Below are 25,357 nucleotides of genomic sequence, written 5' to 3'. Positions count from 1 at the left end.
TGCCACCTTAGAACAGCGAATTGACATCATCGGGAGGAACGATCCCCAGATGCTTCCACGCTTTCTGCGTCGCCACGCGGCCTCGAGGCGTGCGTATGAGGAATCCTTCCCGCACCAAGTAGGGTTCACACACGGTTTCGACGGTTTCCGCCTCTTCTCCGACCATGGCGGCCAGATTGCTCAATCCCACCGGACCGCCATTGAACTGGCGGCATACGGCGTTGAGCACGGCGATGTCCAGTCGGTCAAGGCCCTGCGAATCGATCTGATACAGGTCGAGCGCAGCCTGCACCGCGTCCTCATCGATGACATCGAGATCGTGGACCACGCCCCAGTCCCGCACGCGTCGGAGCAGGCGGTTGGCGATTCGAGGCGTGCCGCGTGACCTGCTTGCCAGCTGGGCGGCGGCCTCTTCGGTGATCGAGACCTCGAGCACCGAAGCCGAGCGATGAATCAGCTTGCGCAGCTCATCGTCCGGATAATAGTCCAGATGAGCGGTGAAACCGAAGCGGGCGCGCAAAGGCGATGGAAGCATGCCCTCGCGTGTCGTGGCTCCCACCACCGTGAACCGCGGCAGTGTCAGGGGAATCGATGACGCGCCAGGGCCCTTGCCCACCATCACATCCACGCGGAAATCCTCCATAGCGATGTACATCATCTCTTCGGCTGCGCGAGGCAGGCGATGGATCTCGTCGATGAAGAGCACTTCTCCCTCATCCAGAGAGCTGAGGATGGAGGCAAGGTCGCCCGCGTGCTGGATTGCCGGTCCGGACGTGATGCGCACTGGAACTCCCAGCTCATTGGCGACGATCATTGCCAATGTCGTCTTGCCCAGTCCAGGAGGGCCTGCGAGCAGGATGTGGTCCGGCGGCACTCCCCTTTTCTGGGCTGCCGTCAGGAAGAGCCGCATCTGCTCTTTGAGGCGCGGCTGCCCGATGAAGTCATCGAGGGACGCCGGGCGCAGCTCTTCGTCGGACAGCTGCTCGTTCTGCTGCGTCTGAGCGGAGACCATGCGCAGAGAGTCTTCCGCGGCGCCGAGATTCGGCTTGATGCCATCTGCCATCGCTAGTCCCTCCTATCCATGCTGCGGAACGCGTAGGACAGCACTTGGGATTCGACACTCTTGTCGGCAGGCATGGGCGTTGCGATCCCCAAGGCCTCGATGGCCTTGTTCACGGCTTCCTGCGCCTGCTTTGCGTCCTTGCCCATGCCGACCATCGCGTCGACGAGTTGCGCCGCCACCGGGTCCGCGGGCTGTGCATCAGCCTGGCTGCCAGATGCTGAGTCACTGTCGAGCACCAGTTTGTTGGCCAGTTCCAAGATGATCTTCTGGGCGCCTTTGCGTCCCAGCCCCTGCGCCTTGGTGAGGGCGGTCGTGTCCTGCCGCTGGACGATGTCCGCGAATTGCGCTGGAGTGAAGCTGGACAGCACCCCGAGAGCGACCTTCGGTCCGATTCCGCTGACCTTGAGCAGCTGTGCGAACAGCTCCTGCGATTGACGGGCCAGGAATCCATAGAGGCTCAGGCTGTCCTGCGCGACGTGCAGCGATGTGAGCACGTGCGTCTGTTGGCCTGTGTGCAGGTGCGCCAGATCGAGGGCGGACATCCTCACGAGGAACCCCACTCCGTTGACGTCGATGACGGCGGAGTCGGCCCCCACTGTCTCCACGGTCCCGGTAAGGCTGGCGAACATCTCCGACCTCCTTGAAAGGTTGCAATCGATAAGGCTTGACCGAACCGCTTGCGCTGGCTGGGTCACGGTATCCTTGGCCATCATAACATACTTCGAACAGATGTTCGAAGTATGTTACATATCGCGCTTTATTCCGCCTCTGCCCCGGCGTGCCTTCTGCATGGCGACCGCCCATTGGCGCTGGGCGGCGGTCAGATGCTCCTCGCGTTCGCCGCCTTGGATGGCACCGGCAGGTCGCAAAGCATGGCAGATGGCCTGTGCCAAGGCATCCGCCGCGTCCGCCGGCTTGGGAGGCTCATTGAGGCTCAGGATGCGCATGACCATGTTCTCCACCTGCGCCTTGGGAGCCATGCCGTTGCCTGTGATGGCCAGCTTCACCTCCGACGGCGTGTGCAAGGCCGTGGGGATGCCTCGTTGCGCGGCGGCGAGCATGGCCAATCCCGCGACCTGCGCCGTTCCGAGCACCGTGCTGCGGTTCTCTTGCGCGAACACGCGTTCGATGGACACCACATCGGGTATGAACCGGTCGAATTTCGCGCATAATCCGTTGTAGATGGTGAGCAGCCGAAGGTCCTGCGGCTGCTCCGGCTTGGAGCGGATCACATCCACGTGCACAAAAGAAAGCCGGCGCGATGCGCCGGCTTCTATGACACCGACTCCGCACCGGGTAAGTCCGGGGTCGACACCGAGGATCAGCATGACGATGCCTTCGTCACTCCGCTTCCTCGAGCTGCTGCATGACTTCGTCAGAGGCGGTCCAGTTCGAGTAGATGTTCTGCACATCGTCGAGGTCATCGAGGGCGTCGATGAGGTTGTTGACCTTCTGCGCTGCCTCGAGGTCCAGCGTGACCTCGTTCTGCGGCACCAGCACGGCGTCAGCGGAATCGTAGTCGATGCCAGCGTCCTGCACGGCCTTGCGCACGGTCACCAGATCGGACGGATCGGTCGTGATCGTGTAGGTGTCGCCGTCATCCGACACATCCTCTGCGCCTGCATCAGCGGCGATCTCGAACAGCTTGTCGTAATCGACGCCCTCGGACGGCACGACAATCTGGCCCTTGCGTTCGAAGTTGAAGCTCACGGAGCCGTTTGCGGCGAGCGAGCCGCCCTTCTTCGTCAGGGTGGAACGCACGTCGGCTGCGGCGCGGTTGCGGTTATCGGTGAGGCACTGGATGATCAGGCCGACGCCACCGGGTGCATAGCCTTCGTAGACAATCTCTTCGTAATCTGCGCCACCGGCTTCTTCACCGGAACCACGCTTGACGGCGCGGGTGATGTTGTCGGCCGGCACAGAGCTCTTCTTCGCCTTGACGATGGCGTCGTAGAGGGTCGGGTTGCCGTTGGGGTCGCCGCCGCCGGTGCGTGCAGCGATTTCGATGTTCTTGATGAGCTTGGCAAACAGCTTGCCGCGCTTGGCGTCAATGGCCGCCTTCTTGTTCTTCGTAGTGGCCCACTTGGAATGTCCGGACATTAGTGCTCCTGATTGAGAACGGACGAATACATTCAAACGTTGCGATTATAAATAGCGTTTGCGACAAGGCACAACATCAGGCGCTCAGTCAAGCCGAGCGCTGAATCGACCCCGCCTGCGGGCGTGGCCTGTGCTGGTGGCATTGAGGCTTTCCTCGAGCACGTCAGAGCCTTCCTGCTCGCCCAGTGCCTTCGCATACACGTCGAGAAGCTCCACGTCCACGCGGTCCCATTCATAGGTCAGCGACCGAGCTTGCCCTTTCTGTCCCAGTTCGTCAAGCACCGGCTTGTTCGCCAGCAGCCCGATGACGTTCTGCGCCAGGGATTTGCTCTGTCCGGCGAGGAACAAGTTGACGTCCTTGCCGTTCTCCGAAACATCCTTGAAAGCCTCGAGGTCGGATGCGACGACCGGGCAGCCCGCCGCCATCGCCTCCACGAGCACGATGCCAAAGCTTTCGCCGCCGGTCTGCGGAGCGATGTACATCGTGAGCGACTTGTAGAACCGCGCCTTGTCGTCATCGGAGATGCGCCCGAGGAACTCCACATGATCCACGAGCTTTCCGTCGATGCTGCTGAGGATCTTGCGCGCCGCCTCCTCTCCGTCGCCCGCGCACAGGAACCGTGCATGCGGATAGAACTTGAGGATGTGCCGCATTGCTTCGGCGAATACGCGGAATCCCTTGCGCTCCTCCCCCATGCGGCCAAGGAAGCCGATGGTGGGCGCCGACGTGGTGCCCTGCCATGCAGGGTTCGGCGTGGCTTGCGAGAAATACTGCGTTTGCACGCCGTTGGGGATGATGTGCACGGGTATGGATGTGTCGAGGTAATGCTGCGCAATGCGCCAGGACGATGGCGAGACGCAGATTGCCTGGCTGATTGCGCTGGTGCGGTGGCGCAGGTAGTTCTCGAACATCTCCAAGGTCTTGGGATACGTGTCGAAGGACGCATGGAACGTAGCCACATACGGCGGGTGCTTGAAACCCGGGCGCAGCGCCTTGTGCGACAGGCTCGGCACCTCCGGCTCATGCAGATGTACGATGTCGAACTTCCCCTGTCGTATCCATCGGCGGGTGCGCATCCCCGCGGTCCCGAAGAAGCTCAGGTGCGCGACGGATCCGTTGAAGGGAATCGTGAAGCTCGTGCCGGTGGTCTGCACCCACAGGGGCATGTCTTTCGTGCGTCGGCCAGGCGCGAGCACCTGCACGTAGTGACCGCGTTCCATGAGTTCCTCGGCGAAATCAAGGATGTGGAATTGCACGCCCCCGGGGTATTCCATCGAGTACGGGCAGATGATGCCGATGCGAAGTTTGCGTCCCTGCAGGGGGTCCATCGCCCGCAGCTCGTCGAGACTCAGTGTGCTGAAGTCGATGCGAGCGGCTGCCTGACTGTCATCGAGGGTCATCGCTTCCTTCTTTCGCTGGTGTTTTCGTGTGTGTTCTGTTCGTTCGCGTCATGCGGCTGCCGTCAGGCGCCGCTGTCAATTGCCTTCGTATGCGTATTCATGCGTATCCATGCGTGTCTGTGTACGCGGGGTTGTGCATGGGGCATGCCTGCCTGATTCAAAACAAACGCATAGTCTAATCGATGAGCAGACTTTTTATCGCATAGCCTGCTCACCCGCAGCCTGCTCGCGGCCCAGCTCACTCACGCATGGCGTGTGCCTTTATGCAACTCTTCGAGTCGATGGGCAACATCGTCGGGCACATTCGACATGCGCGTCGCATCCATGTCTTCCAGGAACACTCTTTGCAGCATGTGCCAGTCCTCGGGGTGCTCCATGACGTTCGCGCACCATTGACGCACCCACTCCTGGCTGATGGCGCGCAGCGCCTCCTCGCGCTCCATGCCTTGGTAGTCGTGCGGATCGACCTTTCCGGAGATGTCAATGACGTAACCGTAGGGAGTCTTCGCTTTTTTGCGGCGCTCGCCGTGAAGCTTCTCGCGATACACATTGACTACGTAAAGCGGTGTCATCAGGTCATACGACAGCGTGGCGGGCCCTCGTGCAACACGGATCATCGAGTCGAAGGCATTGACGAATTCGCCATGGTGGCTCAGATCCCTGTCCGCCAGCAGCGGCACGAGGCGGTGCTCCTCGCCGCGCATGACGTCTTTGAGCTTGTCAGTGAGGCCCGGTGTCTTCGTTGTGAAAATCGCGATTCCTGCACGCTTTCGGATGGAAATGAACTCCTCGAGCAGCTGTTCGTTCGACAGACGTTCCGCCACGGTCGTGACAGGCAACAGATGCAGGTGCGACCAGAATCCGGCGTAATCCCAATTGCCTTGATGGCCCAGTGCGGCGGGTATCGATGCATGGCGGGAATTCGCCAGAATGTCATCGAGGTAGGCGCCCGCCCCCCTGACGCGCGCGTCCAACGTAGCGCTATCACGGGCCTCAAGCGTCATGGCCTCTGAAAAATAGGTGAAATACGAGCGCATCGCCCGGCGGGCTGTGCGGCGCACAGCGTGACGCGACGGTGCCGCACCGTCACGAGCGTGCAGCACATGCGCGAGGTTTCGCTCCAGCTGCCGCTCTCCGCCAAGTCCTAGAAGCCACAGGATGTCGGCAGCGAGCAGGAACGCTCCCCTGACGAGTCGTTCGGGAAGACTGGAGGCATGCTTTGCCACAAATACCAAAATCGAATCGATCATATTGTCCTTCTCGCCTTTCCTCGCACAGCGTGCATGTCACAGCGTGCATGTCACAGCGTGCATGTCCTCGCTCAGCGTATGTCACAGTGGGGTCGCACACCGCATGGTGCCAGACTAATCTCATCATTCCTTGTCCCCCGCATTTCTCATCATCTGCGTGGCGGGCGATCGGTCGATTGGCTGTCTGAGCCTTCGTCATTTTCCGTCGAAGAGGCGGATTCATGCAAGGCCTGACGATATTACGCAATATTACATATACCAACAAAAGCGCCCCGTTCCCGCGTTGGAGCAAATATCACAACGCGAAAAGCAGGGCGCTTGTGAGAGCGGGCCGCGTATCAGGAATTCACCCTGTTGTGCGGATCTGCCATCGCCAACTGGTGGATGCGATGCATGCGCTGCCACACGGTGATGACGCCAAGCAGCGCGAGCACGGCGATGAACACGCTGAGCACGGCAAGCGGCAAGCCGCATCCATACAGGAACATGCCCACCAAGATGATCACCAGTCTGTCGGAGCGCGTCGCGATGCCGTTCTTCGCTTCGTAGCCCACCGCTTCGCCGCGGGCGCGAGCATAGGATGTCACGAACGACGTCATGATCGCCACTAGTGCGCTATAGAAGCACACCTGCGGCCACACCGTCATGAAGTCCGGCTGCCGCACCAGATAGATGATGATGGCAGTGAGCACCGCCCAGTCAGCGATGCGGTCGAGCGTCGAGTCCAGGAACGCCCCGAACTTCGTGCCGCCGCCTTCCAAAGCGGCAACCGAGCCGTCAAGGGAGTCGAAGACGACAAGCACCGCCATCACGAGCGAACCGGCAAGCATCCATCCGGTGATGCCGGTTACGAACGCGGCGATGACAGTGCCGGCGGCACCGAAAATCGTCACGGCGTTCGCGGTAACGCCTATGGCGTGCAGTCCGCGTGCGATGGGCGCGATGAGACGCTTCCATGGTTTGCGCAGATTCTCGAACATGGGGTCAGTTCCTGTCCTTGGTGTCGTTGCCTGTCGCGGGTGCCTGTGCGGGCAGCCCATGGCTGGGCGCCAACGTGGCGAATCCCTCGGCGTATGCCTCACGCTGCTCATGGAGCAGGATTGGCATCGTGCGGGTCTGTGCGACGATGGGCATGAAATTGGAATCGCCGTTCCAGCGTGGCACTATGTGCTGATGCAGATGCGTGGCGACGCCCGCACCGGCGACATCGCCCTGGTTGATTCCCAGGTTCCAGCCATCCGGATGCGAGACCTCGCGCATCACGTCCATCGCAAGCGCGCTGGCCTTTTCGAACTCGAACAGCTCGTCATCGGTCAGATCCGTGAGCAGGCTCACGTGACGGTAAGGGCAGATCATCAGATGCCCGCAGTTGTATGGATACAGGTTCATGATGGCGAACACATACGTGCCGCGCCATGCGATGAGCCCGTCCTCATCCGATTTCTTCGGCCCTGCGCAGAACGGGCACTCGGAGCCGTGCGGCTTCTTGGCGTCGCCGTCCTTATTGCCGCGCAGCACATACGACATGCGCTGCGGCGTCCACAGACGCTGGTATCCATCCTCACGCGGAGGGAAGTCGCGCGGATCGTCGATCCTCACGGCTTCCCCTTGCTGTGTGTCGTCCATCGCGCGGCTCACTCGTATGCCGGCGCGACGATGGCTGCTTCGAAATCATCGGCGGTGTTGACCTGGCGATGCGAAGCAATGGCGGCCTTGATCTGCTCGATGGCTTCGTCCACCGGCACGCCGTTCTTCTGGCTGCCGTCGCGGAAGCGGAAGCTGACCGCGTTGTTCGCGGTGTCTTCCTCACCTGCGATGAGGATGAACGGTGCCTTCGACTTGGAGGCGTTGCGGATCTTCTTGCCGAAGCGGTCGTCGGAGTCATCAAGCTCGCAACGCACGAAGTTGTAGGTGAGCTTGTCGATGACCTTCTTCAGATGCTCCCCTGCGTTGTCCGTCACCGGAACGCCGAGCACCTGCACCGGGGCGAGCCATGCGGGGAACGCGCCGGCGTAATGCTCGAGCAGGATGGCGAAGAAACGCTCGATGGAGCCGAACAGCGCGCGGTGAATCATCACCGGACGCTGATGGGAGCCATCTGCCGCGATGTATTCGAGCTGGAAGCGCTCCGGCAGGTTGAAGTCCAGCTGAATGGTGGACACCTGCCAGGTGCGGCCGATCGCGTCGCGGGCCTGCACCGAGATCTTCGGGCCGTAGAATGCCGCGCCGCCCGGATCGTCGACGAGTTCGAGGCCGGATTCCTTGGCGACCTCGGCAAGCGTATTGGTCGCCTCCTCCCAGATTTCGTCGGATCCGACGAACTTGTGCTCGTCCTTCGTGGAGAGCTCAAGGTAGAAGTCGTTCAGGCCGAAGTCCTTGAGCACGCTGAGCACGAAGTTGAGCACGCGGCGGATTTCGTCGCGCATCTGCTCGCGGGTGCAGTAGATGTGGGAATCATCCTGCGTCAAACCGCGTACACGGGTCAGGCCGTGCACCACGCCGGACTTCTCGTAACGGTACACCGTGCCGAACTCGAACAGTCGCAGCGGCAGCTCGCGGTACGAGCGCTGGCGGGACGCGAAGATCAGGTTGTGCATCGGGCAGTTCATTGGCTTGAGGTAGTAGTCGAAGCCCTGCTTCGTCACATTGCCGTCGGCGTCGCGCTCTTCATCCACGCGCATGGGCGGATACATGCCGTCCTTGTACCAGGAAAGATGACCAGAAACTTCGTAGAGGTGGCCCTTGGTGATGTGCGGGGTCTGCACGAAGGAGTAGCCGCCGCGCAGATGGCGCTTGCGGGAGTATTCCTTCATTGCATTGATGACGGCGGCACCCTTGGGATGGAACACCGCGAGGCCGGGACCGATCTCATCCGGGAACGAGAACAGGTCCATTTCCTGGCCAAGCTTGCGGTGGTCGCGGCGGGCGGCTTCCTCCATGCGGGTCGTGTAGGCCTTGAGGTCGTCCTTGGATGCCCATGCGGTGCCGTAGATGCGCTGCAGCATCGGGTTCTTCTCATCGCCGCGCCAGTAGGCGGAGGCGGAGCGCTGCAGCTTGAAGGCCTTGATGTACTTCGTGCTGGGCAGGTGAGGTCCGCGGCACAGGTCCTTCCACACGACCTTGCCATCATGGTCGAGGTTGTCATAGAACGTCAGCTCGTTCTCGCACACCTCTGTGGCTTCTTCGTCGCTGATGGTCTTTTCGGCGGAGTCGATGAGCTCAAGCTTGTACGGCTCGTTGGCTTCCTCGGAACGAGCTTCCTCTTCCGTCACCACGCGGCGGCGGAAGGTCTGGCCTTCCTTGATGATGCGCTGCATGCGCTTTTCGATTTCTTTGATGTCGTCAGGGGTGAAAGGATCCTTGACATCGAAGTCGTAGTAGAAACCATCCTTGATAACCGGTCCGATGCCGAGCTTTGCGTCGGGGCGAATCTGCTGGACTGCCTGCGCCATCACGTGCGTGGCCGAGTGACGCATGATTGCCAGACCATCCTCGGACTGAAGCGTCACGGATTCGACGGTGTCGCCATCCTTGAGCGGCGTATACAGATCGCGCAGCTCTCCGTTCAGGCGAACGGCGATGACATTGGGGTCTTCAGCGAACAGCTGGGTTCCGGTGGCAGTGGATTCCACCTCCTTGTGCTCGTTGTTGACGGTGATTGAAATCATGGAGGTTTGTTCCATTGCTGGTGTCCTTTGCTATCGGGACCCGCGGTACAAGGTGCGGGCCGGGACTGAAGTTACGTAGACACAATATGTAACTTGGTTCATGAATGCAAATGCTGACGGCAAATTATGGATGAATTGGCGGTGCTCCCCTTGCGAATTCTTGTGAATTCATGGGGAACGCGGTTCCGTGACGCGACACGCAGCAACACGAGGTGCACTCTGGCGTTGCGTGTCGCATGGTTTGTGACATCCCCCATAAGTCTTCGTCGATTGCAGAGAGGATGTATACAGAGAGTCTATGGAACAAGAAAACCCCAGTCATAAGACTGGGGTTCAAAGGGTGGGCGATGTAGGAATCGAACCTACGACCCCTTCGGTGTGAACGAAGTGCGCTAGCCGCTGCGCCAATCGCCCGAAGCATGAACTTCGCGATGTTTCAATCTCAAAGAGCATGTATCGGCTGCTCATTAATAAATAATGAACAAGCTGTTTATTTATAAGCGGCTTCATATGGCTTTTGGCCATGAAGCCTGAGTGGGCGATACAAGAATCGAACTTGTGACCCCTTCCGTGTCAGGGAAGTGCGCTAGCCGCTGCGCCAATCGCCCAAGCGAGGTGGGTACGAGAGTCGAACTCGTCTATACGGCTTTGCAGGCCGCTGCCTAACCGCTTGGCTAACCCACCGCAGGACGTCACTCTCGTGACCTCGAGCGGACAACGGGACTCGGACCCGCGGTCTCGACCTTGGCAAGGTCGCGCTTTACCAACTAAGCTATGTCCGCATGTTTCTCTTGGCGGTGTCTTGTGAACCCGTGCCTCAAGCAACGAGTCATAAATATAACCACACGGATGTCATTTGGCAAATCGAGGCGTTCCCGGGCGTGTCGCATTCGTGTTTTCGTTGGAATTTCAACGATTCTTGGCATTTTGAGGGAATCACGGCTTTTGCCGCTTTTTCGCTTTCTTGCAATATGACGCGTTCACGCCCACGGCATAGTTGACTTTCTGGAGACACATATGCCGATACCCTTGGTGGTGACATAAGGAGGGTCCACATGACCAAGGCATCAGATGGCGCTCGGCGTCCCAGCCCTGCGCAGCGAAACGGCCAGAGCCAGCAGACGTATGTGGCTAACGCTTCAGAGCGTCCCTGCGGCAGCGATTCGCAGACGGCCCATGGTGTCGACGCCTCGGCTTCCCCGGCAGCACAATCCGAGGCTGCTGCTTCTGCGCAGCGCCACACGGTGTTCGTGACCGCGCTGTCCGGCTGGTCGGACGCCTGCTATGCGGTTTCGGACCTCGTCCAGCACGTGGCGCGCCAATACAGCTACACCCTCGTCAAGCGCCTGTGCTCGTGCAAATACTATGACTTTCAGCAAAACCGCCCGATGATCACCACCATCGACGGGGAACGCCGCCTGATGTGGCCGGAAAGCTCCATCGTCGCTGTGGACGTCTCCCCCACGTTGCGCCTTCTTGTGCTCTCGGGGTCAGAGCCCAACTTGTATTGGGAGGATTACGCGAACACGTGCCTTGACATCGCCCTCGCAAATGGGGTCGAGCGCATTGTGTCGCTTTCCAGCATGCTTGACGATTGCCCCCACACCCGTGAGCTGCCTATGTCGCATTGGGGCAGCGTTGCGCGCGGCGACGGTACGCTGTATGTGCCAGGCAATGGCGATTTGGATGAATACCGCGGTCCCGTGAGCATGAATGTGGTGCTCAACCTCACCGCCGCAGACGCATGCATCCCCATCGACGCCTACACAGTTTCTGTGCCGCGGTACATGGCGAGCGAAGAATGTCCTCAGGCGACGCTGGATTTGCTCAAGGCTCTCTCCAAGAACCTTGGCGAGGATCTTGAAACCGCCGACTTGGGATTCCAGTCCAGGCGCTGGCATGCGCGCGCTGATGCAATGATGTCGATCAACCCGGATCTGCGCCATGAGGTCGAGCGACTCGAACGCGAGCATGATACGAGCACCCGCATCGACATGGAGATGAAGCTCAGCCGCCAGCCCGATGTCTGTGAGCAGCTTGTGCAGGAGACGGAGAAGTTCTTGCTCGACGTCCAGCTCAAAGGCGTCAACATCAAGAGCAAGGGCGGACTGTTCGATGCGCATGCCGTGGCGCAGATTCACACCCGGTTCTCCCCTCACGCCCCGTCGGTGCAATGGAACGCTGATGCAACGATGAAGCCGTCCGTCCAGGGGGTGGATCGTCATGATGCCACATCCTCGGGCATGCGTGCCGGCCGCTCTTCCGGTTCGGATGGAGTCAATCCGGATTGTGCGTCTTCCGCGGCGAAAACCGGCACCGAAGGCAATGCCGCGAATGAGGGGGCCTCGAATGGCAATGCCAGGAACGGTGCAGGCGCCGATTGCGGCACAGATAACGGCATCTCTGATAGCGGGCAGCGGACAGGCAACGCAGGGAAAGCGACGGATTCCCCCGCAACAGACTGAGAGAAACAGACTGAGAGAAACAAAAATCCGGGCCAGCCGACGCTTGATGAAGCGGCTGGTCCGGATTTATTTGTGTCACAGGTTGTGTTCTTCAGGCTGTGCGCGTGAGGTGCGGAAGTCATCCGTCAAGCCCTGCGCGGCAAGCCGGCAGTGTGTTGCGTCGCAAGTGCGTCACAACACACTACGCGTCGCGCGGTTATACGGCGGCGGCACCCGACAGCGGCGTCAGCACATTCGTCACGAGCATGATCACCACGAACACTGCAAGAGCGATGCGGTAGATGGCGAAGCCCTTGTAAGAGAACGTGGAGACGAGCTTGAGGAATCCGATGATCACCACATAGCCCACGACGAACGAGATGATCGTGGCAAGGATCGTCACTCCCCATCCCGGGAACGAGGGGTCCGAGGTGTCGCCCACGGACTTGACGGTTTCGAGGATTCCAGCGCCCAACACCGCAGGAATCGCCATGAGGAAGCTCACGCGCGCCGCAGCCTCGCGGGTATAGCCCATGGCGCGGCCGAAGGTGATGGTGCCGCCGGAGCGAGACACACCCGGAACCAAGGCAAGCATCTGGCCGATGCCGAAGACGATCGCGTCCTTCCACGTCATGTCTTCTTCGCCCTTGACCTGTGCACTGCGCTGGTCGAAGTACCACAGAAGCACGCCGAAGATGGCGAGCGTGCACACGATGATCCACAGGTTTCGCAGATTGGTCTCGATCACCTTCTGGAACAAAAGGCCAGCGATCACAATCGGCATCGTGCCGATGATGATGTACCAGCCCATGGCGGCGTCTTTGTCTTTGGATCCGAAACGCTCCCACCCCTGGGCGTTCTTGCTGAACAGGCAGCGGAACCAATGCGACAGGATTCGTGCAATGTCATGGCGGAAATACAGCAATACCGCCAGCTCCGTGCCGATCTGAATGATGGCGGTGAACGCAGCACCGGGGTCTTCGCAGCCGATGAGCGAACCGAAGATTCGGATATGCGCGCTGGACGAAACAGGAAGATACTCGGTCAGACCTTGGAGAAAGCCGAGAAAAATAGCTTGGAAAACATTCACGTTCGCCACAATACAGGGCGGCTTGGCCACAGTGCGTCGCAGCCGACACGCGGCCTTGTTCCAGCCCGTGCCCGTTTGTGCCGATGGCCGCTGCTGGGCGGGCGATGACGTGCGCGGGAATGGCGGAAGTGCCATACTGAATAAAGGCAATAGATTGATTATGTATTACAGGAGGAACACAGCGATGAGTGATGCTGTTTACCGCAAGTCGCGCGGATGGGCGCCCCAAGGTTTCTTCGAGTGCGAAGGCAGGGGGCTGCAGTGGTTGGGGCAGGCGCATGCCAATGGCGGTCCCCGCGTCGTGAAGGTGTTCAACTGGGGCGACGATTATCTGGACATCGAGCGTGTGGAGCCGGCGTCCCCCACGCCGAAGGCGGCGTTTGCGTTTGGCGCTGCGCTCGCCCGCATGCATGACACGGGCGCGCAGTTCTTCGGTTCCGCGCCGCAGGGGTATGACGGCACGTGCTATTTCGGCCCGCTGCAAGATCCTGTGCCGATGGACACCGGTGAATGGACTGATGTTACGACGTATTACGGTGAGGGGCGAATCCTTCCAATGGTGCGCCTTGGAGTGGAACGAGGCGTGCTGGGCAATGCCGATCTTGACCTGGCGCAGCATGTGGTCGACGCCCTGCCCGACCTTTTGGGCCCGGCAGCGTCTGACAAGCCTGCCCGCGTGCATGGCGACCTGTGGAGCGGCAACGTGATGTGGACACATGGCAACGACGGGGTCGAGGCGATCCTCATCGATCCGGCGGCCCATGGCGGGCATCGCGAGGAAGACCTTGCGATGCTGCATCTGTTCGGCATGCCGTATCTGTCTGAGATCATGGACGGATACATGAGTGTGCATCCGCTCAAGTCTGGCTATCAGGACCGCTACACGCTGTGGCAGCTCTACCCCATCGCAGGCCATTGCGTGTTCTTCGGCGGCGGCTACGTGAGTGAATTCCGCCAGATGTGCACGAGCCTGCTGGGCTGATCGCGGCAACGAATCACACAACAATTCAACAGCAGTGAATTCAACAGCGGTGAATTCAAAAGGGGTGGTGCCGGTTCCTCGGAATCAGCACCACCCCTTTTGTATGCGTGATATGCATTTGTATGCGTGATGTTATATGCGTGATGTTATATGCGTGATGTGCAAGTGATATGCGCTCTTATTGCGTGCAGCTGATGCACGTTGTTATTGCGCGCTGTCAATGCACGCTGTTGATGCGCAATCTTGCATGGCACGGTAGCCATGCGGCGTGTCAGCTGAGTGCGTCCTTCAACTTGCCGAAGAAGCCTTTGGACGACTTGGGCATTTTCACCTCATCGCCGCTCTTGGGCGTATAGTCGTCGTCCTTTCGCAAAGACGCGAACTTTTCGAGCAGCTTCTTCTGCTCGTCCGTGAGCTTCGTGGGGGTTTCGACGATCAGGTGAACGATGATGTTTCCGCGCTGCGAGGCGTCGCGCAGGCTGGTGACGCCCAGCCCCTTGAGTTCAATCGTGCTTCCGGTCTGCGCGCCTGCCGGAATCTCCAGCTCCTGGTCGCCGTCGAAGGTGGGGATCTGCGTCTTGTGGCCCAGCGCCGCCCATGTGAGCGGGATGCGCATCCAGCTATGCAGGTCGTTGCCTTCGCGCGTAAACGTGTCGTCCTTCTTGACGCGGATGTCCACGTAAAGGTCTCCGGCGGGGCCGCCGCCCTCGCCCACTTCGCCCTGCTTGTTGAGGCGGATGCGGGTGTTGTCGTCCACGCCCGCGGGCACATTGACCGTCACGGTGCGCTTCGTGCGCACACGGCCATGGCCTTGGCATGAGGGACACGGCTTCTCGATGACCGTGCCGTAGCCCTGGCAGTGGGGGCATGGGCTTTCCGACATCATCTGGCCCAGCAATGTGTTCGTCACGTGCTGCACTCTGCCGCGCCCCTTGCATTCGGGGCAGGTCGTCGGCTTGGTATCGCCTTCGCAACCCGTGCCGTGGCACGTGGTGCAGACCTGGTACGTGGAGATGTCGAGGCTGGATGTGCCGCCGAACACCGCCGTCTTCAGGTCGATGTCCATGACAGCGCGGGCGTCGCGTCCCGGCTGCGTGCGCGGGATCGGGCCGGAGCCTCCGGCTGCGCCGAACGCGGAACCGAACAAATCGGTGAAGATGTCCCCGAAGCCGCCTTGGAACGACTGCGCGCCGCTGTTGGGATTGTTGGGATCGGCGCCCATGTCATACATGCGGCGCTTGTCTGGGTCGCTGAGCACATCATAGGCGTTATTGACCGCCTTGAACTTGTCCTCGAACTCAGGGCCGGCAAGATCGGGATGATACTTGCGACTCAGTTTGCGATACGCCTTTTTTATTTCTTCTTGGGAGGCGTCTCGCTTCACGCCGAGCGTCTCGTAATAATCAGATTCTGCCACTTGTCTGTCCTTGTTTTCGCTGTGTTGCTACGCGGGATTATATCGGGGCGCCATCCTATGGGGTCATGGAATGGTTCCTTCCGTCGGAATCATCGGGCTCGTTTGAATCACCATGCCCATTGAAATCACCGCGCGATGGGTCGCCTTGTGAATCCGCGCCAAGGTCTGGAGCCGGCCCATCCGGGTCGGCGCCCTCCTCCCGGGCGACGTATTCCGTGAGGTATTTCGCGACCGCCCGCACTGCAGCGATGGTGGTCGCGTAATCCATGTGAGTGGGGCCGATGGAGCCCACGAATGCCACCGGGGCGACGGCAGGGATCTGGGCGTCGTCGGTGGCGATGCCGCTGCCCGATGAGTGGCCGTAGCCGCTGGACACCACGGATGCATGAAGCAGACCAGGCGTGTGCGTCTCCGAGCCGATCGCCACGCCCACTCCCCGGGCGGCTCCCTCGGTCGGAACCTCGCTGAGCTTGCCCATCAGATGCATGAGCACCACTTGTTCCTCGAGGGCGTCGAGGAGCGGCGCGACGTCCTCGAGCGCACCTTCCTTGTGGGTGAGGCGGTTGGTGCCGGACATATACAGGTTGCTGGCGCGTTCCTGGCTGGCGAGGTCACTGAATATGTGCGCGAGCGACAGCGTGAATTCGCGCTGCGCCGGGTCTGACAATGTCAGGGCAATGCTACGCAGGTTGCCCCCTGTCGCTGCAAGCCCCAGGCCGGTGCAATCGTCGTTCACCTGAGCGCACAGACGCTGCACGAATTCAACGGACGGGGACGATGCGTTGACGATGGAGCGCTGTTCGACACGGCCGGTGTCAGTGATGACAACGACGAGCTGCGTGTGGAGGGCAACCGGCACGATTTCGAGATGGCGCAAGGCGGAACGCGCCAGCGACGGCGAGGCCACGACCGCAACCTGCCCGGTTATCTGTGCAAGAAGTTGGGCGGAACGGCGCAGCACGTCATCGAGATTGACCGATCCTGAGAGGAACTGGCGTATTGCGTTCTTCTGCGCCGGGGTCAGGGGCATGACGGTGGCGAGCTTGTCGACGAAATAACGGTAGCCCTTCTGCGTAGGCACCCTGCCTGCGGAGGTATGCGGTTGCGCAAGATATCCTTCGTCCTCCAGCGCCGCCATGTCGTTGCGGACCGTCGCCGGACTTGCGGAAATCTTGTGCCTGCGCGCCACTGCGGCAGAACTCACTGGCTCCTGCGTGCGGATGTAATCCTCGACCACCGCGCGCAACACGACCATTCGCCTCGTGTTCGCCATGCCTCCTCCTTCCGGCAACTCGCTGGCATTCAGTTGCATCGCCCGACCGCATTGCCCGGTCTTGGCTGATATCACAGTTTTAGCACTCCTGACCCGAGAGTGCTATTTGCGGCCGATGTTTCGCTGGCGACGAAAACACATGGCGTACCTGCTCCCCCATCGCCGCCTAAGTCTGTGCGGCGGTTTAGCATGGAATCGTCATTGCGGGCAGTGCCTTGTGTTCCTTGAGGCCTGCTCACGTCCAATTGGAAGGAATTATCAATGACCGATTTCACTTGGTCTGAACTGGATGATCGCGCCGTCAAGATGGCGAAGGTCCTCTCCGCCGATGCTGTTGAGCGCGCTGGCCACGGCCACCCCGGCTCCCCGGTGTCCCTGGCTCCGATCGCATACACGCTGTACCAGCGTTACATCAAGCACGACCCCAACGATCCGAAGTGGGCCGGCCGCGATCGCTTCATCCTCTCCGGCGGTCACGCTTCCCTGACGCAGTACGTCCAGCTGTACTTCTCCGGTTACGGCCTGACGCTCGATGACCTCAAGTACTTCCGTGGCGGTGCAGACACGCGTACCCCGGGCCATCCGGAATACGGCCTGACCCCCGGCATCGAAATGACCACCGGCCCGCTCGGCCAGGGCCTTGCCTCCGCTGTCGGTTTCGCTTACGGCCAGCGCTTCGAGCGCGGTCTGCTCGATCCGGAAGCCCCCGCAGGCACCTCCCCGTTCGACCACAAGGTGTGGGTCATCTGCGGTGAAGGCGACGTCGAGGAAGGCGTCTCCTCCGAAGCTGGCTCCCTCGCCGGCAACCAGAAGCTCGGCAACCTCTTCGTGATCTTCGATGCCAACCACATCCAGATCGAAGGCGACACCAAGCTCACGTTCTCCGAGGACATCCTCAAGCGCTATGAGGCTTACGGCTGGTACACGGACGAAGTCTCCTTCATCCAGCCCGACGGCTCCTACAAGGAGGACACCGCTGCCCTCGCCGCCGCCCTTGACAAGGCTGAGGCCGTCACCGACCGCCCGCACTTCATCAAGGTCGACACCCTCATCGCATGGCCGACCCCGGGCAAGACGAACAACGAGGCTTCCCACGGCTCCAAGCTCGGTGCAGAAGCCGTTGCAGGCCTGAAGAAGGAACTCGGCTTCGACCCCGATGTCGACTTCCCGGTTGACGAAGAGGCTCTTGCCCACGCTCGTGAGGTCGCTGACCGCGGTCTCGAGGCTCACAAGGAGTGGGACGAGAAGTTCGCCGCTTGGCAGAAGGCCAACCCGGACAAGGCCGCCCTCTATGAGCGCATCAAGAACCACGAGCTCCCCGAAGGCTTCGACGAGGCCATCGACAAGTTCGAGGCTGCTCAGGAGCCCGGTGCCAAGGTCGCAACCCGTAAGTCCTCCGGCCAGGTCATCAACGCCATCGCGCCGATCATGCCTGAGCTGTGGGGCGGTTCCGCCGATCTGGGTGGCTCCAACAACACCAACATCAACGGCGCCAAGTCCTTCGGTCCTTCCTCCGATGAGACCCGCACCTGGCCCGAGCAGTCCGAGTACGGCCGTCAGCTGCACTTCGGCGTGCGCGAGTTCGCCATGGGCGCCATCACGAACGGCATCCTGCTGGGCTCCGACACCCGCCCGTTCAACGGCACCTTCTTCCAGTTCTCCGATTACGAGCGTCCGGCAGTGCGCCTGGCCGCCCTCATGGAGATCCCGAACCTGTACGTGTGGACCCACGACTCCGTGGCCCTCGGCGAGGATGGCCCGACCCATCAGCCGATCGAGCACCTTGCTTCCTTCCGTGCAATCCCGCAGCTCGAGGTCGTGCGTCCTGCCGACGCATACGAGACCGCCGAGGCTTACCGCTACTTCTTCGAGAAGAAGAACACGCTGCCGACCGCTTTGATCCTCACTCGCCAGGGCGTCCCGACGCTTGCCGAGACCAAGGACAAGGCCAAGGAAGGCGTGCGCAAGGGCGCTTACGTGCTCGTTGACACCGAAGGCACCCCGGACGTCATCATCATGGCTTCCGGCTCCGAAGTGCAGTGGGCTGTCTCCGCTGCCAAGACGCTTGCCGCCGAAGGCATCAAGGCTCGCGTCGTGTCCTTCCCGTCCATGGAGTGGTTCGAGGAGCAGGACGCCGAGTACAAGGAGGAGATCCTCCCCGCCGGTGTCAAGGCCCGCGTTTCCATCGAGGCTGGCATCGCAATGCCTTGGTACAAGTACCTCGGCGCTTACGGCAAGGCCATCTCCATCGAGCAGTTCGGCCTGCAGGGCGACGGCGCTCAGAACATGATCGATCTGGGCATCACCGCCGAGCACGTGGTCGAGGCTGCCAAGGCTTCCCTCGCTGAGGTGAACGCCTGAGATTCCCCAGCAGGGGTACTGCGATCTGCGCGGCACCCCTGCTTGTATTATTAAGTTGTTCCCAAACAGGAATACAAGGAGAAAACACAACATGACTGAAGCAACTCAGCGCACCAGCGACAATGGCGTGTCCATCTGGCTGGATGATCTGTCCCGCACCCGCATCGAGTCCGGCTCCCTGCAGGACCTCATCAAGAACAAGAACGTCGTTGGCGTGACCACCAACCCGTCCATCTTCCAGAAGGCCCTCTCCCAGGTCGGTCCGTACGATGCACAGCTCAAGGAGCTGGGCAAGGTCGACGTCGAGACCGCAGTGCGCGAGCTCACCACGACCGACGTTCGCAACGCCACCGATATCTTCCGCGACATCGCTGAGGCCACCGACTTCGTTGACGGCCGCGTCTCCATCGAGGTTGATCCTCGTCTGGCTCACGAGACCGCTGCCACCGAGAAGCAGGCTGAAGAGCTGTGGGCAAAGGTGAACCGTCCGAACGCCATGATCAAGATCCCGGCAACCCTCGAGGGCCTGCCGGCAATCACCGCTACGCTCGCCAAGGGCATCTCCGTGAACGTCACGCTGATCTTCTCCATCGAGCGCTACGAGCAGGTCATCGACGCCTTCATCGAGGGCATCGCTCAGGCTGACGCAAACGGCCACGACCTCAAGCACATCGGCTCCGTCGCTTCCTTCTTCGTGTCCCGCGTGGACACCGCCGTCGACAAGCTCCTCGAAGCCAATGGCTCCGACGAAGCCAAGGCTCTCGAAGGCAAGGCAGCTGTTGCTAACGCTCGCCTCGCTTACGAGCTCTTCGAGAAGAAGTTCGCTTCCGATCCTCGCTGGGCCGCTCTCGAGGCCAAGGGCGCCAAGAAGCAGCGTCCGCTGTGGGCTTCCACCGGCACCAAGAACGCCGCATACTCCGATTGCAAGTATGTCGACGAGCTCGTTGCTCCGAACGTGGTCAACACCATGCCTGAGAAGACCCTGAACGCTCTTGCTGATCACGGCAACGGCGCTCCGTCCATCGAGGGCACCTACGAAGAGTCCCACGCCATCATGAACAAGCTCGCTGATCTGGGCATCAACATCAAGGATGTCACCGACCAGCTCGAGGCTGACGGCGTTGCGAAGTTCATCGCTTCCTGGGATTCCGTGCTCGCTGACGTTCAGTCCGGCATCGACCGCGTGAACGGCTGAGACACTCCCCTTGTGTCTAGTCGGCTGTGGCTTCAGGCCATGTGCTGATTGACATGTGAACAATAGGCGTCTGGTGAAAGCCAGGCGCCTATTGTGTATCTTGCGGTTCCGTTGCGTGTTGTTTATCTTGCTGTGTCGCGTTACCGTGCTGTTGCTGTTCCTGTTGCTGTTCCTGTTGGTGTTGCTGTTGGTGTTGCCGTTATCGTTGCCGAGTTTGTCATAACAAAAACTGCCGGCAGCTGTAGGCTTGCCGGCGGTTAGCGTCTCCCCTCTGTCCATCTGTGAGGGATAAGAAACAATCGTTACTGACGATAGTATTCGAGGAATCGGGTCAGGCGGGCGATTGCGTCCTTGAGATCTTCGATACGCGGCAGATACACAATGCGGAAGTGGTCGGGGGCGATCCAGTTGAAGCCAGTGCCCTGCACCACGAGCAGCTTCTCTTGCTTGAGCAGGTCAAGGGCGAACTGCTGGTCGTCATGGATGTTGAAACGCTCCGGATCAAGCCTGGGGAATGCATAGAACGCAGCCTTCGGCTTGACACAGCTCACGCCGGGAATCTCGTTGAGCGCATTGTAGATGTATTCGCGCTGTTCGTAGATGCGTCCGCCCGGCACAATGTAATCGTTGACACTTTGATGTCCCCATAATGCGGTCTGCACCACGGACTGTGCGGGCACATTGGAGCAGATGCGCATGTTGGAAAGCATGTTGAGGCCTTCGATGTAATCCTTGCCCAGCGCCTTATTGCCGCTCAGCACCATCCAGCCGATGCGGTAGCCGGCGATCATGTGCGACTTGGACAGGCCGGAGAACGTGACGCAGAACAGGTCGGGCGCGAGCGATGCAATCGATGTGTGCTGGATGCCGTCCATGCACAGGCGGTCGTAGATTTCGTCGCAGAAAATCATGAGCTGGTGGCGGCGCGCGACCTCCACCACTTGCTGCAGCACTTCCTTCGGGTAGACCGCGCCCGTCGGGTTGTTGGGGTTGATGAGCACGATTGCCTTCGTGCGGTCGGTGATCTTGCGCTCCATGTCCTGCACATCCGGATACCATTCGGAGGCTTCGTCGCACACATAATGCACAGGCTTGCCTCCGGCGAGGGTGACGCATGCTGTCCACAGCGGGTAATCCGGGGCAGGCACGAGCACTTCGTCGCCATCGTCAAGCAGAGCCGACATGCTCAGGTTGATGAGTTCGCTCACTCCGTTGCCGGTGTAGATGTCGTCGATCGTGACATTGGGCAGGCCTTTGATCTGCGAGTACTGCATGATGGCCTTGCGGGCAGAGAACAGACCCTTTGACGGTGAATAGCCTTCCGTCTCAGTGAGCTGATGCGCGAGGTCATGCACAACTTCGTCCGGTGTGCGGAAGCCGAAGGGCGCCGGGTTGCCGATGTTGAGCTTGAGGACGTTGATGCCTTCCGCCTCCATGCGCGCCGCTTCGTCCACAACGGGTCCGCGCACATCGTAGAGCACGTTGTCGAGCTTGTGCGACTTGGTGAACAGGCGACGCTGTGTCGGAGCCTTGCGTTCCGTGGACGGTGTGGTGCTGGATGTGTCCGTTGTGTTCGTCGTGGTGTCGGTCATGGATGTGTCCTTCGTGTTTGGTGAATCGGTGGTTGCTGGATTTGTGGTTGTCGGATTGAAGGTTGATGAATCGATGGATTGCGCTGCAATGGAACGAGCGTTGGGGGCATCTTCATCATGCGCTGCGGGTGAGGAATTACGGTCTCCGGTGTGTGCCGTGATGGTGGCGGCTGGCAGCGAACCGGGTGGTGATGCATGGGCGGCCGACACATCCTCCCCCATGAGCCAGCTTTCGCTGACGTGGAGCGTGCGCGCGAGGAACGCGAGGTTGGCGTCGCGCGGAATCGTTTTTCCGCTGACGTATTGGCTCATGTGGCTTTTGCCGATTTTGAGGCCTTCGGCGCGTGCACGGCGCACGACATCTATTTGCTTGAGATTGCGCAGGGCAAGTGCCGTGGCGAGACGTGTCGCGAACGTGTTGTCGTCAGGTGCCGATGCGGCGTGAGTGGCTGGAAAATCTGCCATCATGCCTCCATCTCCATATTGAACTACAAATTGAACTCTGGTTCAATATGATAGCACCGCATGATGCCAAATGTTATCGGGTGTGGTCATGATTATCACAGTCTCACGAGAAGTTCAATTTCAGTTCAATTGTGTGGATTCGGGGAGGATCTGTGGATGAGGGGCGGAGTCGGATTCAAGGAGGTCCGATTCAGATCCGCATGGGGCGAAAGTCGGCGTAGGATTCAGCGTAGCTAAAGGATCCAGAGTGATTCTGGGATTTGAGACCTGTAAGGGATTCTGGCATGGGAGGATATGACAAGGGCTCCGTGCAGAAACGATCTGCACGGAGCCCTTGTTCAAAAGCCAATTGTTATGAGCCAAGAGGTTGTTTCCACGCTGCCGTAGCACTACGGGGAATGGGTGGAAACCTACTTGGTTGGCTGACGTCAGCCGATGTTGTACTTGAGCATCAGGTCAAGGCCGATGATGATGGCGACCCACAGCACAGCGACGATGATGGTCATGCGGTTGAGGTTCTTTTCTGCAACACCGGATGTGCCTGCGTTCATGGCGATGCCACCGCCGAACATATCAGACAGGCCGCCGCCCTTGCCCTTGTGCATGAGGATGAGCATCGTCAGCAAGACGCTGAGAATGACGACGATGACTTCAAGGACGATCTTGAGAACGTGCACGATGTACCTCCAAAAGTTTTCCTTTAGGCATTCTACCCCATCCAGTCCTCAATCTTGGCCATTTTGGCGAAATTTCTTGACGAACCTTGGCCTCGTGCGCCTGACGGGTGGGATGCCTTGAGCGTTAGCGCTGTTTCGCGGCTTTCTGCGTAAGCCGCACGATGGCGCTGAATTCATCAGGGTCGAGGGACGCGCCGCCCACGAGGAACCCATCCATGTCCTTCGCCTGCGTCATGAGCTGAGATGCGTTCTTGGAATTCACGGAACCGCCGTACAGGATCCTCACGCGTTCCGCCACCTCGGTCGAGAACGACGACGCCAGATGTTCGCGAATCGCATGCGCTGCATCCTGGGCGGTCTGCGAATTGGCGACCATGCCAGTGCCAATCGCCCAGACAGGTTCATAGGCGATGAGCATTCTCGACACTTCGTCATCCGAGAGATCTCGGGTCACGTCATTGACCTGCCCGACGGCGTATTCCAGTTCGATGCCCTGCTTGCGTTCGTCGTAGCTCTCCCCCACGCACAAAATCGGATGCATGCCGGCAGTGAGTATCGCACGCGTTTCATCCACGAGCGTGGCATCGTCCTCCGGATGGTATTTGCGACGCTCCGAATGCCCCACGATCACATAGCTGCAGTCGAGCGCGGCGAGCATGTCAGCCGAGACATCGCCGGTGAAAGCACCTTGGGAAGTGGCGGCAACCGCTTGCGCACCATACGCGATCTTGAGATTGTCGGCTTCTGCGAGCACCTGGACGGACCGAATCGAGGTAAAAGGCGGAAGCACCACGACGTCGCACGTGCGGTAGTCGAAATTCGCGTCACGCAGGATCCATGCGAGTTTCTGCACGCAATACGTCGCCTCGCGATGGTTGAGGTTCATCTTCCAGTTGCCCACTACTATCGGCCTACGCATGAATTGCCACCTTTGGATGTTTGTCGTGGATGTTCGAACGAGTCGTTATGAGTATTGCGGGATTTGCGGGGTCACGGGAATCACAAGGTGCCGGATGTACACACATGCAAAGCCATGAAAACAACGAAAGACTGGGTTCGTGATTGCGGAACCCAGTCTTTCGTCTCACGCTAGGGCTGGTTGACTACTCGAGCACTGCCAGGCCAGGAAGGGTCTTGCCCTCGAGGAATTCGAGGGAAGCGCCGCCGCCCGTGGAGATGTGCGAGAAGCCAGCCTCGTCGAAGCCGAGGTTGCGCACTGCGGAAGCGGAATCGCCGCCGCCGACGATCGTGAAGGCGCCGGCCTTCGTGGCGTCGACGAGGCCCTGTGCCACTGCGCGCGTGCCTTCAGCGAACTGCGGGACTTCGAACACGCCCATCGGGCCGTTCCACACGACGGTCTTGGAATCAACGATCTTGTCGTGGAACAGCTTCTGGGAAGCCGGGCCGATGTCGAGGCCCATCTTGTCGGCCGGGATGGCGTCAGCGGGCACAACCTCGGGGTTGATCGGGGTGTCGCCTGCCGGGAAGCCGGCGTTGACAACGATGTCGGTGGGGAGCACGAGCTCGACGCCGTTCTTCTTGGCGGTCTCGATGTAGCCCTTGACCGTGTCGAGCTGGTCTTCCTCGAGGAGCGAGGTGCCGACCTCATTGCCGAGGGCCTTGAGGAAGGTGTAGACCATGCCGCCGCCGATGACGAGGCGGTTGGCCTTGGACAGCAGGTTCTCGATGACGCCGAGCTTGTCGGAGACCTTGGAGCCGCCGAGCACGACGGTCAGCGGACGCTCCGGGTTCTCGGTCGCACGGGACAGCGCCTTGACTTCCTTCTCGACGAGCAGGCCGGCTGCAGCCGGGATGTCCTTGGCGACATCGTAGTTGGAGCCCTGCGCGCGGTGCACAACGCCGAAACCGTCGGACACGAACACATCGCCCAGAGCGGCGATCTTCTTGGCGTACGCAGCGCGCTCCGCCTCGTCCTTGCTCGTCTCTTCAGGGTTGAAGCGGACGTTCTCGAGCAGCACGATGTCGCCGTCCTTCATGGCGGCAACCTTCGCCTGCGCATCCTCGCCGTAGGTGTCCTTGGCGAGCGTCACGGGGGCGTCGAGCAGTTCGGAAAGGCGTGCGGCGACCGGTGCGAGGCTGAGCTCCGGCACGACCTTGCCCTTCGGACGGCCGAGGTGAGCCATCAGGATGATCTTGGCGTTCTGACGACGCAGCTCGTTGATGGTGGGCAGAGCGGCGCGGATACGACCGTCATCGGTGATCTTCGTGCCGTCCAGCGGAACGTTGAAATCAGCGCGCACGAGCACGCGCTTACCTTCCAGATTACCCAGATCCTTGAGAGTCTTCATGGTATCCTTTCCTGGATTCTAAGGAATGGAGACCCAGCCGGAGGCCGAACGCATCAGCCACGGCTATTCG

Annotated in this window: 19 protein-coding genes, 4 tRNA genes and 1 pseudogene; 4 read left to right on the top strand and 20 right to left on the bottom strand. The window is 60.3% G+C overall.

Annotated features, from left to right (window positions below):
• Positions 1–7: 7 nt before the first annotated feature.
• The 13 genes from ruvB to CLV65_RS02000 all read right to left on the bottom strand — a co-directional run bounded on the left by ruvB (position 8) and on the right by CLV65_RS02000 (position 10,264).
• Complete coding sequence (ruvB, locus tag CLV65_RS02060) at positions 8–1,063, bottom strand: Holliday junction branch migration DNA helicase RuvB (protein ID WP_094691712.1); 1,056 nt, start codon at positions 1,061–1,063, stop codon at positions 8–10.
• A gap of 2 nt (positions 1,064–1,065) precedes the next feature.
• Positions 1,066–1,692 carry a Holliday junction branch migration protein RuvA gene (ruvA, locus tag CLV65_RS02055; protein ID WP_094691711.1) on the bottom strand — a complete coding sequence of 209 codons (627 nt, stop codon included), beginning with the start codon at positions 1,690–1,692 and terminating at the stop codon, positions 1,066–1,068.
• A gap of 114 nt (positions 1,693–1,806) precedes the next feature.
• Positions 1,807–2,391: a crossover junction endodeoxyribonuclease RuvC gene (ruvC, locus tag CLV65_RS02050; RefSeq protein WP_094691710.1), complete on the bottom strand. Its 585-nt coding sequence runs from the start codon at positions 2,389–2,391 to the stop codon at positions 1,807–1,809.
• 13 nt (positions 2,392–2,404) lie between these two features.
• Positions 2,405–3,163, bottom strand: a complete 759-nt coding sequence (locus CLV65_RS02045) for a YebC/PmpR family DNA-binding transcriptional regulator (RefSeq protein ID WP_094691709.1) — start codon at positions 3,161–3,163, stop codon at positions 2,405–2,407.
• 84 nt (positions 3,164–3,247) lie between these two features.
• Positions 3,248–4,492: a glycosyltransferase family 4 protein gene (locus CLV65_RS02040; RefSeq protein ID WP_094691850.1), complete on the bottom strand. Its 1,245-nt coding sequence runs from the start codon at positions 4,490–4,492 to the stop codon at positions 3,248–3,250.
• A gap of 314 nt (positions 4,493–4,806) precedes the next feature.
• Entirely contained in the window at positions 4,807–5,814 is a 1,008-nt protein-coding gene (locus tag CLV65_RS02035) for a phosphatidylinositol mannoside acyltransferase (protein WP_094691708.1), read from the bottom strand.
• 338 nt (positions 5,815–6,152) lie between these two features.
• A complete protein-coding gene (gene pgsA / locus CLV65_RS02030; RefSeq protein WP_094691707.1) occupies positions 6,153–6,794 on the bottom strand; it encodes a phosphatidylinositol phosphate synthase in 642 nt (213 codons plus the stop codon).
• Between the two features lie 4 nt (positions 6,795–6,798).
• Positions 6,799–7,440: an HIT family protein gene (locus CLV65_RS02025; RefSeq protein WP_094691706.1), complete on the bottom strand. Its 642-nt coding sequence runs from the start codon at positions 7,438–7,440 to the stop codon at positions 6,799–6,801.
• An 8-nt stretch (positions 7,441–7,448) separates the two neighbouring features.
• A complete protein-coding gene (thrS, locus tag CLV65_RS02020) occupies positions 7,449–9,482 on the bottom strand; it encodes a threonine--tRNA ligase (RefSeq protein ID WP_420848427.1) in 2,034 nt (677 codons plus the stop codon).
• A 341-nt stretch (positions 9,483–9,823) separates the two neighbouring features.
• Positions 9,824–9,896 (bottom strand) — tRNA-Val (locus CLV65_RS02015).
• Between the two features lie 121 nt (positions 9,897–10,017).
• Positions 10,018–10,090 (bottom strand) — tRNA-Val (locus tag CLV65_RS02010).
• A 5-nt stretch (positions 10,091–10,095) separates the two neighbouring features.
• A tRNA-Cys gene (locus tag CLV65_RS02005) sits at positions 10,096–10,166 on the bottom strand.
• 25 nt (positions 10,167–10,191) lie between these two features.
• Positions 10,192–10,264, bottom strand: a tRNA-Gly gene (locus CLV65_RS02000).
• A 273-nt stretch (positions 10,265–10,537) separates the two neighbouring features.
• Between CLV65_RS02000 and CLV65_RS01995 the strand changes: the two genes are divergently transcribed.
• Positions 10,538–11,947, top strand: a complete 1,410-nt coding sequence (locus tag CLV65_RS01995; protein WP_094691704.1) for a PAC2 family protein — start codon at positions 10,538–10,540, stop codon at positions 11,945–11,947.
• 196 nt (positions 11,948–12,143) lie between these two features.
• On the opposite strand, the gene uppP is transcribed toward CLV65_RS01995, so the two are convergent.
• Positions 12,144–13,016, bottom strand: a complete 873-nt coding sequence (uppP, locus tag CLV65_RS01990; RefSeq protein ID WP_094691849.1) for an undecaprenyl-diphosphatase UppP — start codon at positions 13,014–13,016, stop codon at positions 12,144–12,146.
• Positions 13,017–13,176: 160 nt separating this feature from the next.
• Between uppP and CLV65_RS01985 the strand changes: the two genes are divergently transcribed.
• Entirely contained in the window at positions 13,177–13,998 is an 822-nt protein-coding gene (locus CLV65_RS01985) for a fructosamine kinase family protein (RefSeq protein ID WP_338065602.1), read from the top strand.
• Between the two features lie 271 nt (positions 13,999–14,269).
• On the opposite strand, the gene dnaJ is transcribed toward CLV65_RS01985, so the two are convergent.
• Both dnaJ and hrcA read right to left on the bottom strand, forming a co-directional pair.
• On the bottom strand, positions 14,270–15,415 hold the full coding sequence (gene dnaJ / locus CLV65_RS01980) for a molecular chaperone DnaJ (RefSeq protein WP_094691702.1): 1,146 nt from the start codon (positions 15,413–15,415) through the stop codon (positions 14,270–14,272).
• Between the two features lie 184 nt (positions 15,416–15,599).
• Positions 15,600–16,688: pseudogene (gene hrcA / locus CLV65_RS01975) on the bottom strand (heat-inducible transcriptional repressor HrcA); the annotation flags it as partial.
• A 261-nt stretch (positions 16,689–16,949) separates the two neighbouring features.
• Here hrcA and tkt point away from each other — a divergent pair.
• Both tkt and tal read left to right on the top strand, forming a co-directional pair.
• Positions 16,950–19,049, top strand: coding sequence for a transketolase (gene tkt / locus CLV65_RS01970; protein WP_094691700.1), 2,100 nt, complete (start codon positions 16,950–16,952; stop codon positions 19,047–19,049).
• Between the two features lie 91 nt (positions 19,050–19,140).
• Positions 19,141–20,244 carry a transaldolase gene (gene tal, locus CLV65_RS01965; RefSeq protein ID WP_094691699.1) on the top strand — a complete coding sequence of 368 codons (1,104 nt, stop codon included), beginning with the start codon at positions 19,141–19,143 and terminating at the stop codon, positions 20,242–20,244.
• Positions 20,245–20,546: 302 nt separating this feature from the next.
• Here the strand turns inward: tal and CLV65_RS01960 are convergent, their stop codons facing one another.
• The 4 genes from CLV65_RS01960 to CLV65_RS01945 all read right to left on the bottom strand — a co-directional run bounded on the left by CLV65_RS01960 (position 20,547) and on the right by CLV65_RS01945 (position 25,287).
• On the bottom strand, positions 20,547–22,301 hold the full coding sequence (locus CLV65_RS01960) for an aminotransferase class I/II-fold pyridoxal phosphate-dependent enzyme (RefSeq protein WP_094691848.1): 1,755 nt from the start codon (positions 22,299–22,301) through the stop codon (positions 20,547–20,549).
• Positions 22,302–22,729: 428 nt separating this feature from the next.
• Positions 22,730–22,978, bottom strand: a complete 249-nt coding sequence (gene secG / locus CLV65_RS01955; protein ID WP_094691698.1) for a preprotein translocase subunit SecG — start codon at positions 22,976–22,978, stop codon at positions 22,730–22,732.
• A gap of 124 nt (positions 22,979–23,102) precedes the next feature.
• Complete coding sequence (gene tpiA, locus CLV65_RS01950) at positions 23,103–23,897, bottom strand: triose-phosphate isomerase (RefSeq protein WP_094691697.1); 795 nt, start codon at positions 23,895–23,897, stop codon at positions 23,103–23,105.
• 184 nt (positions 23,898–24,081) lie between these two features.
• A complete protein-coding gene (locus CLV65_RS01945; protein WP_094691696.1) occupies positions 24,082–25,287 on the bottom strand; it encodes a phosphoglycerate kinase in 1,206 nt (401 codons plus the stop codon).
• Positions 25,288–25,357: the final 70 nt, after the last annotated feature.

It is taken from the genome of Pseudoscardovia suis, from assembly GCF_002797875.1.
Taxonomy (GTDB): domain Bacteria; phylum Actinomycetota; class Actinomycetes; order Actinomycetales; family Bifidobacteriaceae; genus Pseudoscardovia; species Pseudoscardovia suis.
Note: the sequence above shows the minus strand (reverse complement) of the source record. Positions and strands in the feature narration are given on the sequence as shown.